The sequence below is a fragment of the Bacillus sp. ZY-1-1 genome, assembly GCF_003047165.1.
Lineage (GTDB): Bacteria > Bacillota > Bacilli > Bacillales > Bacillaceae > Bacillus > Bacillus velezensis.
Map to the genome: position 1 here is coordinate 2,340,624 of NZ_CP027061.1, position 16,726 is coordinate 2,357,349.

General features: G+C 48.8%; 15 protein-coding genes. All 15 read right to left on the bottom strand.

Annotated features, from left to right (window positions below; all coding sequences use genetic code 11):
* Positions 1–15: 15 nt before the first annotated feature.
* The 15 genes from rpe to C5I45_RS11685 all read right to left on the bottom strand — a co-directional run bounded on the left by rpe (position 16) and on the right by C5I45_RS11685 (position 16,692).
* Positions 16–669, bottom strand: a complete 654-nt coding sequence (gene rpe, locus C5I45_RS11615) for a ribulose-phosphate 3-epimerase (RefSeq protein ID WP_003154331.1) — start codon at positions 667–669, stop codon at positions 16–18.
* A gap of 1 nt (position 670) precedes the next feature.
* The gene (gene rsgA, locus C5I45_RS11620; RefSeq protein WP_003154333.1) at positions 671–1,561 is read right to left on the bottom strand and encodes a ribosome small subunit-dependent GTPase A; all 891 of its coding nucleotides are present in this window, start codon (positions 1,559–1,561) and stop codon (positions 671–673) included.
* Positions 1,562–1,575: 14 nt separating this feature from the next.
* Positions 1,576–3,519 (bottom strand): Stk1 family PASTA domain-containing Ser/Thr kinase, encoded by a 1,944-nt coding sequence (pknB, locus tag C5I45_RS11625; RefSeq protein WP_025851308.1) that lies wholly within the window; start codon positions 3,517–3,519, stop codon positions 1,576–1,578.
* Complete coding sequence (locus C5I45_RS11630; protein ID WP_015388247.1) at positions 3,513–4,274, bottom strand: Stp1/IreP family PP2C-type Ser/Thr phosphatase; 762 nt, start codon at positions 4,272–4,274, stop codon at positions 3,513–3,515. Before C5I45_RS11630 ends, pknB begins: the two co-directional genes overlap by 7 nt.
* 5 nt (positions 4,275–4,279) lie before the next feature.
* Positions 4,280–5,371 (bottom strand): dual-specificity RNA methyltransferase RlmN, encoded by a 1,092-nt coding sequence (gene rlmN, locus C5I45_RS11635; RefSeq protein WP_003154339.1) that lies wholly within the window; start codon positions 5,369–5,371, stop codon positions 4,280–4,282.
* A 2-nt stretch (positions 5,372–5,373) separates the two neighbouring features.
* A complete protein-coding gene (rsmB, locus tag C5I45_RS11640) occupies positions 5,374–6,717 on the bottom strand; it encodes a 16S rRNA (cytosine(967)-C(5))-methyltransferase RsmB (protein WP_003154341.1) in 1,344 nt (447 codons plus the stop codon).
* The gene (fmt, locus tag C5I45_RS11645; RefSeq protein WP_032856784.1) at positions 6,704–7,657 is read right to left on the bottom strand and encodes a methionyl-tRNA formyltransferase; all 954 of its coding nucleotides are present in this window, start codon (positions 7,655–7,657) and stop codon (positions 6,704–6,706) included. The genes rsmB and fmt overlap by 14 nt, the downstream gene beginning before the upstream one ends.
* Before the next feature lie 4 nt (positions 7,658–7,661).
* Positions 7,662–8,144 (bottom strand): peptide deformylase, encoded by a 483-nt coding sequence (gene def / locus C5I45_RS11650; protein ID WP_003154343.1) that lies wholly within the window; start codon positions 8,142–8,144, stop codon positions 7,662–7,664.
* A 24-nt stretch (positions 8,145–8,168) separates the two neighbouring features.
* Positions 8,169–10,580 carry a primosomal protein N' gene (gene priA, locus C5I45_RS11655; RefSeq protein WP_107994396.1) on the bottom strand — a complete coding sequence of 804 codons (2,412 nt, stop codon included), beginning with the start codon at positions 10,578–10,580 and terminating at the stop codon, positions 8,169–8,171.
* Entirely contained in the window at positions 10,577–11,797 is a 1,221-nt protein-coding gene (coaBC, locus tag C5I45_RS11660; protein ID WP_025851318.1) for a bifunctional phosphopantothenoylcysteine decarboxylase/phosphopantothenate--cysteine ligase CoaBC, read from the bottom strand. The genes priA and coaBC overlap by 4 nt, the downstream gene beginning before the upstream one ends.
* A 90-nt stretch (positions 11,798–11,887) precedes the next feature.
* Positions 11,888–12,091 (bottom strand): DNA-directed RNA polymerase subunit omega, encoded by a 204-nt coding sequence (rpoZ, locus tag C5I45_RS11665; protein WP_003154346.1) that lies wholly within the window; start codon positions 12,089–12,091, stop codon positions 11,888–11,890.
* A gap of 3 nt (positions 12,092–12,094) precedes the next feature.
* A complete protein-coding gene (gene gmk, locus C5I45_RS11670) occupies positions 12,095–12,709 on the bottom strand; it encodes a guanylate kinase (RefSeq protein ID WP_025851320.1) in 615 nt (204 codons plus the stop codon).
* Between the two features lie 7 nt (positions 12,710–12,716).
* Positions 12,717–12,986, bottom strand: coding sequence for an extracellular matrix/biofilm regulator RemA (gene remA, locus C5I45_RS11675; RefSeq protein WP_003154355.1), 270 nt, complete (start codon positions 12,984–12,986; stop codon positions 12,717–12,719).
* Positions 12,987–13,062: 76 nt separating this feature from the next.
* Entirely contained in the window at positions 13,063–13,938 is an 876-nt protein-coding gene (locus tag C5I45_RS11680) for a YicC/YloC family endoribonuclease (protein ID WP_025851329.1), read from the bottom strand.
* Between the two features lie 81 nt (positions 13,939–14,019).
* A complete protein-coding gene (locus C5I45_RS11685) occupies positions 14,020–16,692 on the bottom strand; it encodes a calcium-translocating P-type ATPase, SERCA-type (protein ID WP_107994397.1) in 2,673 nt (890 codons plus the stop codon).
* Between the last annotated feature and the right edge of the window lie 34 nt (positions 16,693–16,726).

Sequence of the window (16,726 nt, forward strand, 5' to 3'; positions counted from 1 at the left end):
TCTTTTTCAGCATGTTTATGATGCGTTTCGGATGTCAGCGATGGCTTTTTTCCGATCCGGCTGATTATATACGGCAGACCCGGCAACAAGCAGATTGGCGCCCGCTTCAGCGCATAAAGGGGCTGTTTCTTTATTAACGCCTCCGTCCACCTCGATTAAAAGCTCAGACAGGCCTTTCTCCTCAGCCAGCTGTTTGACCTGACGGATTTTCGGCAGAACCGAATGAATGAAGCGCTGTCCGCCAAAACCGGGGTTAACCGTCATTAACAGCACAAGGTCAAGCTCCTCGATCACATGTTCAATCATTTGGACGGGCGTATGCGGATTAAGCACAACTCCCGCTTTTACCCCCTGCTCTTTTATCAATTGAATGGTCCGGTGAAGATGCGGACACGCTTCAGCGTGAACGGAAAGGATGTCCGCACCGGCTTTTGCGAATGCCGGGATGTAGCGGTCCGGGTTTTCAATCATAAGATGGACATCCAGCGGCAGATCAGTCACCGGACGGACGGCTTCAACGATAAGCGGCCCGATTGTAATGTTAGGGACGAAATGGCCATCCATGACATCAATATGGATATAGTCCGCCCCTCCTTTTTCCACGTCTTTAATTTCCTCGCCCAGTGAAGCAAAATCGGCGGAAAGAATTGATGGCGCAACCTTAATCATATTAATACCTCGGCTTTCTCTCTTTTATTTCCTGCATAAATTCTTTGTAATGCTCGTAGCGGTACGGCTGAATCTCTCCTTCTTCCACCGCTTGCTTTACCGCGCATTTCGGCTCCTTAAGATGCAGACAGCCTCTGAATTTGCAGGAGGCGCTTATTTCTCTGATCTCAGGGAACGTGCTGCCCAGCTCTTCTTCCTCAATGCCGGTAAATTCAAGCGAACTGAACCCCGGAGTATCCGCAACCAGACCGCCTGATGTATGAATGAGCTCCACATGGCGCGTCGTATGTTTTCCGCGTCCCAAATGCGCGGAAATCTCGTTTGTTTTCAGCTCAAGCTCCGGGCTGATCGCATTTAAAAGCGAAGATTTTCCGACTCCGGACTGACCGGCAAACACCGTCGTTTTGTCCTCGAAGTGTTTCACAATGCCTGTTAAACCGCTGTTTTCTTTTGATGACGTCACATATACGTCATAACCGATCGCTTGATAGTCTTTCACGTAAGAAAGTATCGCCTCTTTCGATTCCCCGTCTGCAGCTAAGTCCATTTTGGTTATGCAGATGATCGGGTGAATGCCGTTGGCTTCCACAAGGACGAGAAAACGGTCCAATAAAGACGTGCTGAACGCCGGCTGAACGGCAGAAAAGACGAGAACGGCCTGATCGACATTTGAAATCGGCGGCCTGATGAGCTCATTTGTTCGTTCTTTGATTTCCAGCAGGTAGCCTTCTTTATCATTTTCAGCCTGATAAACGGCATAATCGCCGACCAGGGGCGTTATTTTATTTTTTCTGAAAATGCCCCGGCCTCTGCATTGAATGATCTTGTCCTGTGATTCATCCAAGACATAATAGAATCCGCTTAACGCTTTTATAATTTTGCCCTCAGGCATAGGGTCCCTCCTTATCAGTCATTATCTTTCGGGTATTCAATCGTTTTGTAGCTGACGACTTTATGATCGACCATCACTTGATAATACCCCTTCTGTCCCTGATCAATCTTCAGTTCAATTGTTTTTTCGGTCGGCTCTTTTATTTTAAATGAGTCATACGTATCAGAGATGCTGTGGTCCTTATCATCGATGGCGATTTGCACTTCAAGCTCGTCCCCTTCATGTTCGGGTTCGTAAGGAATGCTGATTTTTTCTTTTACCGTTTTCGCCGGTTTTTCTTCAGGTCCGAGCGAGAACGTCACTTCAACATTACTTCCCGGCTTAACCGCAGTGCCGGCTGACGGCTCTTGTTTCATGACTTGTCCTTCCGGCACGTCATCTGAATGGGCTTGTTTTTCAACAAGCTGCAGGCCGTTATCTTCAAGATACCCTGAAGCCGCTTCTTTGCTGTAAGTCTTTAAGTCCCTCAGCGTAACGTCCGCCGGGCCGAGGCTGACCGTTAGATTGACTTCATCGTCGCTTGCGACCATATCGGTGCCGGCTGACGGGTCCTGATCAATTACGGTGCCGGCCTCGCTGTCATCGTTTTCTTCTTTGACATTGACATGTTTGAAACCTTTTTCCTTCAGCGCTTTTTTTGCGTCGCCGATCTGCCGTCCTTTCACGTCGATCAGCTGGGTTTTCGGTTTTCCGATGCTTTTGTACAGTTTTACAGAAGAGCCTTCTTTAACGGTAGACCCCGCTTTTGGGTCCGTTTTGACCATTAATTCCTCTTCTATTTTTTCATCTTCAATATCCGTTATATCAGGATCAGCCCGGAGCCCGTTCTTTTCAAGCAGGGCTTCCGCTTTTTCGTACTTCATGCCCCGTACGTCGGGGACGCTTACATCTTTAGGCATAAATAAAGACGGGAACACGGTGACCGCAAGAACAGCCGCCATAATAAAAATGAAACAGACGGCCAGCAAAACCCACGGCCATTTCCGTTTTTTCTTTTTGGCTGGCTGCTGTTCCTTATCATCCGTCTCCCCCGGCGTTTCCGCCTGAGACGCGGCTTTTGGGCCGTCAGTAATAACGGGAATGGCTTTTGTCATTTCCTCATCATCCTGCACGGAAAATTTTTGTTCATTCAGCCTGCCGGCGTCAAAAGCCGTTCTGATGTCCGCCTCCATGTCCTCGGCGCTTTCATAGCGGTGAAACGGGTCTTTGGCGGTTGCCTTTAAAATAATGTTTTCAACGCTCTGCGGAATGGAAGGGTTCCACTTTCTGGCGGAAGGCGTTTCTGTTTGCAGGTGCTTTAGCGCTATGCTGACGGCTGATTCTCCGTCAAAAGGGATTTTGCCTGTTAAAAGCTCAAACAGCACGATGCCGAGCGCGTAAATATCTGATTTTTTCGTTGCCAGACCGCCTCTCGCCTGCTCCGGAGACAAATAATGAACCGAGCCCAGCACAGAATTCGTATGTGTGATTGTCGTAGACGTAAGCGCTGTGGCGATGCCGAAATCCGTCACCTTGATATGCCCTAAATGATCTATCAATATATTGTGCGGTTTAATATCCCGGTGCACGATATGGTTTTGATGGGCATGGGCGATGGCCGAGACGATCTGCTCCATAACGGACAGCGCTTCTTTCGGATGAAGCGGTCCGTGTGCGTTTATGTATTCCTTTAATGTCATGCCTTCCACATATTCCATGACAATGTAATAAATATCGCCTTCCTCCCCGATATCGTAAATACTGACGATATTCGGATGATCGAGGCTTGATGCCGACTGTGCTTCTCTTCTGAAACGCCTGATAAAATCAATGTCATTCACAAAGTCAAACCGCAGAATTTTAATTGCGACTTCACGTTCGAGAATGATGTCCTCAGCTAAAAAAACGTTTGCCATTCCGCCGCCGCCAATGGGCCGGAGGATATGATAACGCCCGCTGATCCGCTTGCCGGTTAGCACTTGTCTTCACCCTCTTTTGCATCTGCGGAAAACTCAATCAACACAGCCGTGATGTTATCTTCGCCGCCGTTTTGATTTGCTTTGCTGATGAGAAGGTCTACTTTTTCCTGAGGATCAGATTCGGCTTGAAGCATTTGTTTGATCTCGTGATCTTCTATTTTATTTGACAGTCCGTCAGAGCATAAAAGCAGCTGATCGCCGTCAGACAGTTCAAAAGAACGGGCGTCGGGGCTGATGGTTTCATCTGTCCCCAGCGCTCTCGTCAATACATTTTTCCGCGGATGGTGCTCGGCGTCCTCTTTCGAAATCTCCCCCGTCTTGACCAGCTCATTCACAAGCGAATGGTCCTCAGTCAGCTGAGTGAATTCCCCCTCTTGAAGCAGGTAGCACCGGCTGTCACCAATATGAGCCACAGTGACAAACTTCCCCGTGAATAAGGCGCAGACAATGGTGGTGCCCATTCCCCGGCATTCTTCATTGGCTTTAGCGTGGTCATGCACTTTGACATTCGCCTCATGAATCCGGTCTTTCAGCCAATCCTCGCAAGCGGACGGCAGAGAAGGAACCGTTTCGGTCCGGTTCCACTGCTCTTCCATCGCCGCAACCGCCATCCTGCTCGCTACATCTCCGGCAAGATGACCGCCCATGCCGTCGGCGACAACCGCAAGCACCGCGTCTTCTTTTGTGAAAATGCCCGCCGCATCTTCATTATGCCGGCGGACTTTACCTGTATCTGTTTTCAAGGCTGTAATCAACCTCTTCACCTCGTCTCGTCTTGACGCTCCTTCGCGCGAAGCTGACCGCAGGCCGCGTCAATGTCATGGCCTTGCTCTCTTCTGATCGTGACATTTACACCGCGGGATTTTAACGTTTTTTCGAATGCGAAAATCTGATCTCTCGGTGTGCGGACGTAATCCCGTTCAGGCACATAGTTTACCGGAATTAAATTGACATGGCATTTCACGTCTTTTAACAGTTCTGCAAGCTCTTCTGCATGTTCGACCTGATCATTTACGCCGCCGAACAGCCCGTATTCAAAGCTGATCCGTCTGCCTGTTTTCTCGATGTAATATTTGACGGCCTCCATAAGGTCAGGAAGCTTATAGGCTTTGTTAATCGGCATCAGACGGCTTCTGATTTCCGTATTCGGAGCATGCAGAGAAATCGCGAAATTGATCTGCATTTTTTGATCGGCGAAATCGTAAATCTTCGGAATGATTCCGCTGGTGGAAACTGTGATATGACGCGCTCCGATGTTCAGCCCTTTATCGTGGTTAATGATTTTTAAGAAAGCGAGCATTTCATTGAAATTATCAAACGGCTCTCCGATTCCCATGATGACGACTGAGCTGACGCGTTCATCCGTTTCATCAAGCGCCTTTTGCACTTTCACGACTTGAGCGACGATTTCTCCCGCTTCAAGATTCCGTTTCAGACCGCCGAGCGTTGATGCGCAAAATGTGCAGCCGATCCGGCAGCCGACCTGTGTCGTTACACATACAGAATTACCATACTCGTGTCTCATTAAAACCGTTTCAATCGTATAACCGTCATGAAGCTCAAATAAAAATTTCATCGTGCCGTCTTGAGATGTCTGTTTTACAGCCGTTTTCAGCGTTGTCAGCACAAAATTGCTCTCGAGTTTTTCACGCAGGCTTTTTGAGAGGTTCGTCATTTCATCAAATGAAGAAACCCGCTTTTCATAGAGCCATTCAAAAATCTGTGCTGCGCGGAACGGCTTTTCGCCATTCTCGGTCAGCCATTGTTTGATTTCATCTAATTCAAAAGAGTAAATGGACGGCTGCTCAGTCCGCAGCTCTTTCCGTACGCTTGTCTTTTTTAATTGTGTCATTTTTATCCCTTCTTTCTCATGCTGCTAATAAAGAAACCGTCTGTTCCGAAATAATGCGGAAGAATTTGAAGGCTTCCATCCTGAACAAAGGGTCTCGCCTTTTCAGGCAGCCGCTTTTCAAGAGACAAATCGGGTTCAAACTCAGGGTGTTCTTGTATAAACGCATGCATAACTTCTTCATTTTCTGTCCGATCCATTGTACACGTACTGTATACGAGTGTGCCACCTTTTTTTACTAATGGGGCGATTTCCCTTAAAATGCCGAGCTGGATTTCTGACAGCCGTCTGCTGTCCTCCGGCGTCTTCGTATATTTCATATCGGGTTTTCTTCTGATGACGCCGAAACCTGAGCAAGGGGCATCAACGAGAATACGGTCAAACCGTTCTGCGCCAAAGGCCTCTCCCGCTTTTCGCGCATCCATCGTTTGCGCGTCGATGATCGTAAGTCCGAGCCGTTCTGCGCCCTCTTTAATCAGCTTCACTTTATGGCGGTGAAGATCAAGCGATGTGAGGCTCCCCTCGTTCTCCATCAGTTCCGCAATGTGAGCCGACTTTCCGCCCGGTGCGGCGCATGCATCTAAAACGGTTTCGCCCGGCTTCGGGTCCAGCGCCCGCGCGACAAGCATTGAGCTTTCATCCTGTATGGATACCCGGCCGTTTTGGAAAAATGCCGTGTTCGCGATGCTTCCTTTCAAAAGCTTAATCGCATCAGGAGAAAGGTCTCCGGCTTCCGCTTCCAGACCGGCATTCTCCATCTCATTCAGCACCGTTTCCCTGTCGCTCTTTATGTGATTGACACGGAGCGTCTGCTTCGGCGGAATGAGATGAATCCGGCAGATTTTTTCAGCCGCCTCAAAGCCGTACGCCTCGACCCACTCTTTTACGAGCCATTCGGGATGGCTTGTCTCTGTAGAAAGACGGAGAACCGGGTCTTCAATTTCAGCAAATGACGGCGCCCCCTCACGCTGCAGGGAGCGGAGAATGCCGTTGACAAAGGACGCAATGCCCTTATGCCCGCGTTTTTTGGCGATTTCAACCGCTTCATGGATGGCGGCGCGATCCGGAATTTTTTCTAAATACTCCATTTGATACGCGGACAGACGAAGCAGCTGAATCACCCACGGCTTCACCTTATTCGGCTTGCGGATAAAAGGCTTCAGCATATAGTCTAAGGCGATTTTATTTTGCAGCGTTCCGTAGACAAGCTCTGTCAGCAGTCCTCTGTCCTGATCGCTGAGCGTGTTCGTTTTGATAACCGATGTAAGAAGCAGGTTGCTGTATGCCTGATTTTGCTCAAGCTTCTCAAGCGCTTCAAGGGCGAGCTCCCGGACATTAATTTTCTTCATTTGCTGCTCCTAACACGTCACCGGGCTGCACATTTTTGCCTCTTACAAAATCTTCGCCCTTCATCCGTTTTTTCCCCGCCGGCTGCAGCTCAGTGATTAAAAGGGCGGTGCTGTTTCCTGATGCGACGACAATGCCGTTTTGCTCCGTGCGGATGACTGTTCCGGGCGCAGCATCAGTTTTTGCCGCAACTTTTTCAGAAGCCCATACTTTAATAGTTTGACCGTTCAAAGTTGTATAGGCGACAGGCCAAGGGTTTAAACCTCTGATCTGGTTGTAGATTTCTTCTCCGGGCTTTGCCCAATCAATCCGCTCCTGCTCACGCTTAATGTTAGGCGCGTAAGTCGCTTTTGATTCGTCCTGTTTGATCGGTTTAATATTTCCGGAGATGACGTTCGGGACGGTCTCTGACAAAAGCTTTGCCCCCGCTATGCTTAATTTGTCGTGCAGCGTGCCGACGTTATCCGTTTCATGAATTTCCACTTCGATTTTAGAAATCATATCGCCCGCATCAAGCTTTTCAACCATATACATGATCGTCACGCCCGTTTTCTTCTTGCCTTGGAGAATCGAATAATGTATCGGCGCTCCGCCTCTTAATTCAGGCAATAGGGACGCGTGTACGTTGATACAGCCGTATTTCGGACCGTCCAGCAGCTGCTTGGGCAGGATCTGTCCGAATGCCGCCGTAACAATCAGGTCCGGCTTCAGGCTTAGCACTTTTTCTATTTCTTCTTCGAGCCTTACTTTTTCGGGCTGAAGCACGGGAATGCCGTGACGTTCAGCTTCAGCCTTTACAGGAGGGGGCGTCATGATTTTTTTTCTGCCTTTCGGGCGGTCAGGCTGCGTAACGACACCAACCACTTCATATCCGTCTTCAATAAGCGTGCGCAGGACGGGAACTGAAAAGTCGGGCGTTCCCATAAAAACGATCCTTGTCATCCAATCATCCTTCCATTTCTGCCAGTTCTTCTTCAGTGTAGTAAGCCGTAATTTTTGATGTGAATAAAATGCCGTCTAAATGATCCATTTCATGCTGAACGGCTCTGGCCAAAAAACCCTCCGCTTCTAAAATAAACGGTTTTCCTTTACGGTCGTGGGCTTTTACCTTTACGTAATCCGGGCGGGTGACATCACCGAAAACCCCGGGAAAACTTAAGCAGCCCTCGACTCCGGTCTGTTCACCGCTCTTTTCAAGAATAACCGGATTTACAAGGTCGATCCGGCCGCTTTCTTCACCGATGTCCACGACGGCCGCTCTTTTTAAAATGCCGATTTGCGGCGCGGCGAGACCGACGCCATCCATTTCGAGCATCGTATCGTACATATCGTCAAGCAGTTTTTTTAATTTTTTATCAAACACTGTCACTTCATCGGCGGGTGTTTCCAGAACCTCCGCCGGGTGTGTGACGATTTTTTTTACAGCCAAAATTTTGCCCTCCAAAAACTAATGTTACATCAGCATGTACGGATTCATATCAATTGAAATCATTACATGCTTTTGCGCAATGTCGCGTTTATAGTGCTCCAGTATCTTTTTCAACTGAATCTGCAACTCGTTTTCCTGTCTGTATTTTATCACGCATTGATAGCGATATCTATCTTTGATCCTGGCAATCGGGGAAGCCGCCGGCCCGAGAATTTTCGTATCAGGCCCGCATCCCGCTCTTAAATAGTTTGTAATCTTTTCTGCGGTGACCGCGGCTTTTGCCGCTTCTTCATGAGAAACGGTCACCAGCGCCACGTAATAATACGGCGGGTATGACTGGGTCCGTCTGTGCGCCATTTCCTGCTGAAAAAAAGTTTCATAGTCGTGCGTTTTCGTCAGCTGAATGCTGTAATGAGACGGTGTATACGTTTGAATGACCACCGTTCCCGGCTTTTCATGCCGCCCGGCCCGTCCGCTTACCTGTGTCAGCAGCTGGAATGTCTTCTCCGCGGCCCTGAAATCTGGGATGTGAAGCGTCGTATCGGCGCTTAATACTCCGACAAGCGTCACGTTCGGAAAATCAAGCCCTTTTGCGATCATCTGCGTACCGAGCAGGATATCCGCCTTCCCTTCACCGAACGCTGACAACAGTTTTTCATGGGCGCCTTTTCTTGAAGTGGTGTCCACATCCATCCTGATCACGCGCGCCTGAGGCAGCACTTTGGTAAGCTCCTCCTCCACACGCTGTGTTCCCGTGCCGAAAAAGCGGATATGTTCGCTTCCGCATTCCGGGCATGTTCCCGGGACAGGTTCCTCATGGCCGCAGTAATGGCATTTCAGCCTTTGTCCGTAGCGGTGATAAGTCATGGAAATGTCGCAATGCGGACATTGCGGCACATAACCGCAGTCCCGGCACATCACAAACGAGGAATACCCCCGTTTATTCAGAAAAAGGACGGCCTGCTCTTTTTTTGCAAGCTTCTCTTCCAGCTGTTCCATCAGCTCTCTTGAAAACATTGATCTGTTGCCGTTTCTCAGTTCTTCTCTCATATCAACGAGAGAAACGTCAGGCATGAGCTGGCGGTTTACGCGATGTTTTAATGGAAGCAGCTCATAAACGCCTTTTTTCGCCCGCGCAAATGACTCCAATGTCGGCGTGGCGCTCCCGAGGACGACCGGACAGCTGTGATGCTCGGCCCGGCGGATGGCTACGTCCTTTGCATGATACCGCGGCATTTCCTCCTGCTTATAGGAAGATTCGTGCTCTTCATCAATAATGATCATGCCGAGATTTTCAAACGGGGCAAAGATGGCCGATCTGGCTCCGACGACAAGCCGGACTTCCTTGCGCTGAATCTTCCGCCATTCATCGTATTTTTCACCTGTGGATAATCCGCTGTGCATGACCGCAACCTGTGAGCCGAAGCGGCCTTTAAAACGGTTGACCATTTGCGGTGTCAACGAGATTTCCGGAACGAGCACGATGGCTTCTTGTCCTTTTGCCAGCACTTTTTCAATGGATTGCAGGTAAATTTCCGTTTTGCCACTTCCCGTGACGCCGTGAAGCAGAAAGACGTGGTGGACATGGTCGGCTACGGCTTGTTTAATCGGCTCAAAAGCGGCCTGCTGCTCTTCTGTAAGAGAGAGCGGCTCTGTTTTTTTGAACATTCTGTCCTGATAAGGATCGCGGTAAACCTCCTCGAAGCTTTCCGTAAGAAGCCCCTTTTTAAGAAGCGTTTTCAGCGTCGCGGAACTGGAATCGGTCTTTTTGCAAAGTTCAGCCGCGGAAATCTTTTCTCCCCCGCCGATAAAATAAGTAAGCACGGCGAGCTGTTTAGAAGCCTGCTTTGTCAATGAATCTGCGTGCCGGGCGAGTTCTTCTTTGTCTGCCCCCGCTTCGATCATGCGGATCATTTTTTTATTCGTTTTTTGGGCGACTTTATATGTGACATCAATGCTTCCTTTACGCACGAATTTCTGAAGTGACGAAAGAATGCTTTCATCGGTAATATCCGAGTACAGAAGACTTTTTTGATTCCTGAAAAGCTGTTTGATGTCCGGGGTCAGCGCTTCTTCGTCAACGACTTTCAGCTCTTTCTCGTACTTCGCCTTCAGTGCGGCGGGCAGCATTGCCTGAAGCGCCGTGATTTTAAACGACAGCGTTTTGTTAGAAAGCCATGAAGACAGCCGCATCAGTTCCTCAGTCAGAACTGGCGTCAAATCAAGAAGCTTCTCGACTTCCTTCATTGAGCCGCCGTTTAATTCGGACGAATCTTTCAAACCGGTCACAAATCCTTGAAGCTTGCGCGGGCCAAACGGGACAATCACCCGCATGCCGACTTCGATCATCCCTTTTAAATGATCGGGAATTTTGTAATCAAAGGGTCTGTCAATGTTTTTGGAGCTGACATCGACAATGACTTCTGCTACATTCATACGGGTTTTCGGTCCTCGGCTTTCAAAGCGGTCATTTCCTTCAGCATTTCAAAAGAAACGTCAAGTTTAGACATAAGCGCAAGCTCCCGTTTTCTTCCGTCCCGGAAATAGAAGGTGACGACATTCGTATCCGTGCCAAACCCGGCCCCTTCCGCTTTCACATCATTCGCAACGATCATATCAAGGTTTTTCTGTTCGAGTTTTCTGCGCGCATAGCGTTCGACGTCTTGCGTTTCAGCCGCAAATCCGACCAGCAGCTGGTGTGTTTTCCGTTCGCCGAGTTCTTTCAGTATGTCTGCTGTACGGTTGAATTCGATCACGAGCGAACCGTCTTTCTTCTTCATTTTGTGATCAGAAACAGCCGCCGGCGTAAAATCGGCCACGGCCGCCGTCTTAATCACCATGTCGCATGAATCAAACACAGAAAGCACGGCTTCTCTCATATCAGCTGCCGATTGCACAGGAAGAAACTGATACAGCCCGACTGGCGGCTCTATTGACACCGGGCCTGAAATCAGCGTCACCCGCGCCCCGAGACGGACGGCGGCTTCAGCAGCAGCGTAGCCCATTTTGCCGGTGGATTTATTTGTGAAGAAGCGGACAGGGTCCACGGCTTCGCGCGTCGGACCGGCTGTAATGACAATATGTTTTCCTTTCAGCGGCGCATCGTCTTCAGGCTCCTTAAAATGCTCTCTGACACGCTCAACAATAAGCTCCGGCTCCTCCAGCCTTCCTTTGCCGACATATCCGCATGCCAAATAGCCTTCACTCGGCTCGATAAAGCGGACCCCGTCCTGATAAAGCACAGAGATGTTCCGTTTCACCGCCGGATGATCATACATATGGACATTCATCGCAGGCGCCACCCAGACCGGGGCCTCAGCCGCCAGCACCGTCGTTGTGAGCATATCATCAGCAATTCCGTTGGCAAGCTTGCCGATGATATTTGCCGTAGCGGGCGCGACAATAATTAAATCCGCCCAGTCAGCGACATCAATATGAGAAATCACCTTCGGATTTTGTTCATTAAATGTATCTGTATACACTTCATTCCGGCTCAGCGCCTGAAATGTCAGCGGAGAAACAAACTCACGCGCGGACTCAGTCATAATCACTTTGACATTTGCGCCGGCCTGAACCAGCTTGCTCGTGAGTGCGGAAGCTTTATAAACGGCGATTCCTCCGCTTACGCATAGCAAAATGTTTCGGTTTTTCATGAAGTCTTCTCCCCTTTATGAAAGCATTGGACAAATCCCAAACGGAAAAAAATAACAACCTATGTAGAGATAGGTTGCTACGTGTGCTTGTTATTCGCTGTCTTCTCTTTCAAACGAAAGCAGGCCCGCGTCAATTTCTTCTAAAGCTTTGCCTACATATTTGTGAGAAATGGTATGTTCAATCTGCTGGTCCTTTTTGATCTGCATTTCACGCGCGCGTCTTGCAGACACAGTCACCAGCGTATATTTAGAATCTAATTTATTCATTAAAGAGTCAATTGACGGATCTAACATAAGTTATTCTACCTCCAGCATTTTCTTATATCTCGGAGCGACGCGTTCACGTTTTAAGTGCTCGGCGAGAACGATTGCGTTAATCTTATCACAAGCCGTTTGGATATCGTCGTTTTCAACGACATAATCATACGCGTCCATCATTTCGATTTCAGCTTTTGCGGCATTCATTCTGTTTTCGATTAAATCGTCGGTTTCAGTCCCTCTTGTCACGATTCTGTTTTTCAGCTCAGAAAGACTCGGCGGCGCTAAGAAGATAAACAGGCCTTCCGGAAATGCATTCCGCACTTGGAGCGCGCCCTGCACTTCAATCTCTAAGAAGACGTCTTTTCCTTCTTGAAGCGTCTGTTCGACATAATCAACGGGCGTTCCGTAATAGTTGCCGACATATTCTGCCCACTCAAGCAGTTTGTTGTTTTCAATCATGCGTTCGAATTCTTCTCTGGATTTAAAGAAATAATCGACGCCGTCGACCTCGCCCTCTCTCGGGTTTCTCGTCGTGACTGAAATTGAGTATTCAAATTTCGTGTCCTGTTGTGAAAATATTGCTTGCCGAACCGTTCCTTTTCCAACTCCGGAGGGACCTGAGAGAACGATTAATAACCCTCTTTCTTTCATGCGGCAATTACCCCTGCCCTTCATCCATAATTTCTTCTTTCACAGAAAGTCTGTGTGCAACTGTCTCAGGCTGGACGGCAGATAAGATAATGTGATCACTATCCATGACGACAACTGCACGGGTTCTTCGTCCGTATGTAGCGTCTATTAGCATTCCGCGGTCTCTTGCATCCTGGATCATTCGCTTTATTGGCGCAGACTCCGGGCTGACAATCGAAATCATCCGATTGGCGGAGATGATATTGCCAAATCCGATATTAATCAGTTTAATCGTCATCTTCTACGTTCCCCCTGTAAAATAGACGTCTCTAGTGTAACCTGAAGAGACCGTCTGTAAACAATACGCACAGTCGCTATTCTATATTTTGCACTTGTTCCTTCAATTTTTCAATAGAACTTTTCATTTCAACGACAAGCTTTGTGATTTGATGATCATTGGCTTTTGAGCCGATCGTGTTCGCTTCCCGGTTAAGCTCCTGAACAAGGAAATCAAGTTTGCGGCCGACTGCCCCGCCTTCTTTTAATATATCACGGAATTGAACAAAATGGCTCTTTAATCTGGTAATTTCTTCCGTTATATCAGAACGATCGGCGAAAATGGCGCATTCCGTGATCAGCCTGCTTTCGTCGAGCGCGTCCTCCGTCCATTCCTTCATTCGGGCGTAAAGACGCTCGCGGTATTGAATAACAACGGCCGAAGCGCGCTCTTTCACCTGTTCGGACAGCGTCTCAAGCCGCTCAATGTGCAGAAAACAGTCTTCCGCCAAAAGCCGGCCTTCTTTTTTCCTCATGTCACAAAGTTCCTTTACAGCCAGCTCAGCGGCTTCCCTGATGACTTCTTCAAGCTTGTCATCACGCATCTGTTCTTCGTGAATCTGCGCAATGTGTTCAAATCTAAAGAAATCCATTGCATCGGGTTCTGCGGCCAGGCTGTAGCGCTCTTTCATGACGCGTGCGGCGCTCACATATTCATCAAGGAGCTCCCAATCGATGTTCAGGCTTCTTTTTATAAGCGCGTCACTGTTTACAGTGAGAAACAGCTCTACTCTTCCGCGCTGTATATGCTGCAATATCGTTTGTTTCAGCTTATCCTCTACATATAGCAAAGGCCGTGGCAGGCGGGCGTTCACTTCTTTGAACCGGTAATTGACGGATTTCAATTCAACGGTTGCCGAGAGATCGCCTTTTGTGCTGCTTGCGCTGCCGAAGCCTGTCATACTCCGTATCATATGAAACACCCAATTCTTTCCCGTTATCAAAATAAAAGGGCAATAGACATGCTATTACCCCTAAGATTATATCATATGGAATTATTTTTTTCTTGTCAAAAGTGAACCCGCCAGCAAAAAAGTAGGTATGCCAGACATCCCGATAATCAGCATCCAATCGCCCGGCGTAATCGGCACTGTTTTGAAAATCGGCTGCAGCGGCGGATAATAGATGACGATGACCATCAGGAAGACAGAAGAAATGATGGCGCCGAGCAGATAAATATTTTCAAACGGATTCCGGGAGAAAACAGACGTTTCGCTCCGGCAGTCAAACACGTGTATAAGCTGAGCCAGGACAAGAGTCGCGAATGCAACGGTCTGTGCGTAGGGCAGATTTTCAGGATTGCGGTGATAGACGATGATAAACGCAAAAATGGTTGCGGCTCCGATTAAAAACCCTCTTGATACAACTTTCCAGCCCAGTTTTCTCGCAAACACTCCTTCTTTCGGATGCCGCGGCTTCCGCCTCATCAGGTCTCCTTCCGGCTGATCCATACCGAGGGCCATCGCCGGCAGCCCGTCAGTGACTAAGTTCACCCACAATATCTGGATCGGGACGAGCGGCAGCGGCAGAGCGAGAAGCATCGCAAACAGCATCACTAAAATTTCACCGACGTTGGAGGCGAGCAAATACCGGACGAATTTTCTTATATTTTCATAGATATTCCGTCCCTCTTTTATGGCTGATTTAATCGTAGCAAAGTTATCATCCACCAGAATGAGAGAAGAGGCTTCCTTTGCCACATCCGTTCCCGTCACGCCCATGGCAACACCGATATCTGCCTGCTTTATGGCCGGCGCGTCATTAACCCCGTCTCCCGTCATGGCGACGACGTGTCCGTTTTCCTGAAACGCTTTGACGATTTTCAATTTATGTTCAGGTGACACGCGTGCGAAGACGTAGACATCATCGACCGTTTCGATAAGTTCTTTCTCCGTAAGCTCATTCAGCGTCTTGCCGTCCATCACACGTCCCTTTTTCGGAAGAAGACGCAAATCTTTTGCGATGGCCTTTGCCGTTTCGACGTGATCTCCTGTGATCATAACCGTTTTAATGCCGGCCTCACGGCATTCTTTAATGGCCTGTCTGACCTCCGGACGGGGCGGATCAATCATGCCTGACAAGCCGAGCATCGTCAGATTTTTTTCCGCCTGCTCCATTGTCGGCTTTTCTCCGGCCTTAAGCGGTTTATAAGCAATCGCAATCGTACGCAAAGCTTGCGACGCCAGCTCTTTCAGAACCGCTTCCGTTTCTGCTTTCTTTTCTCCTGAAAAAGGCGTACTTCTTGCGCCGTGCATCAGATGTGACGAGCGGTCAATCAGCACATCGGGCGCTCCTTTAGTGATGACGAACTGCTTTTTTTCCTTATCCTCTATAATGACGGTCATCATTTTGCGGACGGAGTCAAACGGAAACTCGGCAACCACGCGGTATTGCCCGCTGAGCCAATCGTTTGAATAGCCGCCCTTTCTTGCTGCCGTCAGCAGCGCTCCTTCTGTCGGATCACCGTCGAGTACATAACGGCCGTCTTTCAGTGCGATTTCAGATGTGTTGCACAACGCGCCGAAAACCAGCATCTGTTCAAGAATCTTCTCATCTTTCGGCTTGATTTCCCGCTCATCTCGGGTGAAAACGCCCTCCGGCTCATAGCCGATGCCTGACACTTTATAAATTTTGCCGCCTGACCACATATGGGTGACGGTCATTTTGTTTTGTGTCAGCGTGCCGGTTTTATCAGAACAAATGACAGAGGCGCAGCCCAATGTTTCAACCGCCGGGAGCTTTCTGACAATTGATTTTTGTTTGATCATGCGCTGGACGCCGATTGATAATGCCACCGTAACAATGGCGGGAAGCCCTTCCGGAATCGCGGCGACGGCCAATGACACCCCGGCCAAAAACATGCTGTAAAGATCATGTCCCTGTAAGACGCCGACTGCAACGACCAATACCGTTAAAAGGAGCGCGACGATAATTAAAATTTTGCCGAGCTCTTCAAGTCTTCGCTGCAGCGGTGTTGAAAGGCTGCCGGCGGATTCCAGCATATCGGCGATTTTCCCCATTGCCGTATTCATTCCTGTACCGACGACAACGCCGACACCGCTGCCGCGCGTTACGATCGTACCCATAAACGCCATATTGCTGATGTCGCCTAACGAAACATCCGGCTTTCTCAATTTATCGGCTTGTTTAACCACCGGAATTGATTCCCCGGTCAGCGCCGATTCCTCAATTTCAAGGCTTTTCGCTTCAACGATCCGCACATCCGCGCCAATCCGGTCGCCGCTTGAAAATTTCATGATATCGCCGGGAACGAGCTCCTTGGACTGAATTTTCTTCCAGCTCCCGTCCCGCAACGCTGACACATACGGCGTTGACAGCTCTTTTAATGCATGTAAAGACTTTTCCGCCCGCCGCTCTTGAAAAAAACCGAGAACCCCGTTGACAAATACAATCGCCATAATCGCTACGGCATCTACATATTCGCCTAAAAACCCGGATATTAAGGTTGCCGCCAGCAGCACGAGCACCATAAAATCTTTAAATTGGGCGAAAAACACGGCGATCGCCGGTGTCCTCTTGCCCTCCTGAAGCTCGTTCGGCCCGTGCTTTTCAAGGCGTTTTTTCACCTCTTTTTCGGTCAACCCCTGTTTAATGGACGTATTTGTTGCTTTCAGCAAATCGGTTTGTCCCATTTCATGAAACTTCATTCTTCTCGTCCACTCCCCTGCCTCGCTTTAGAGA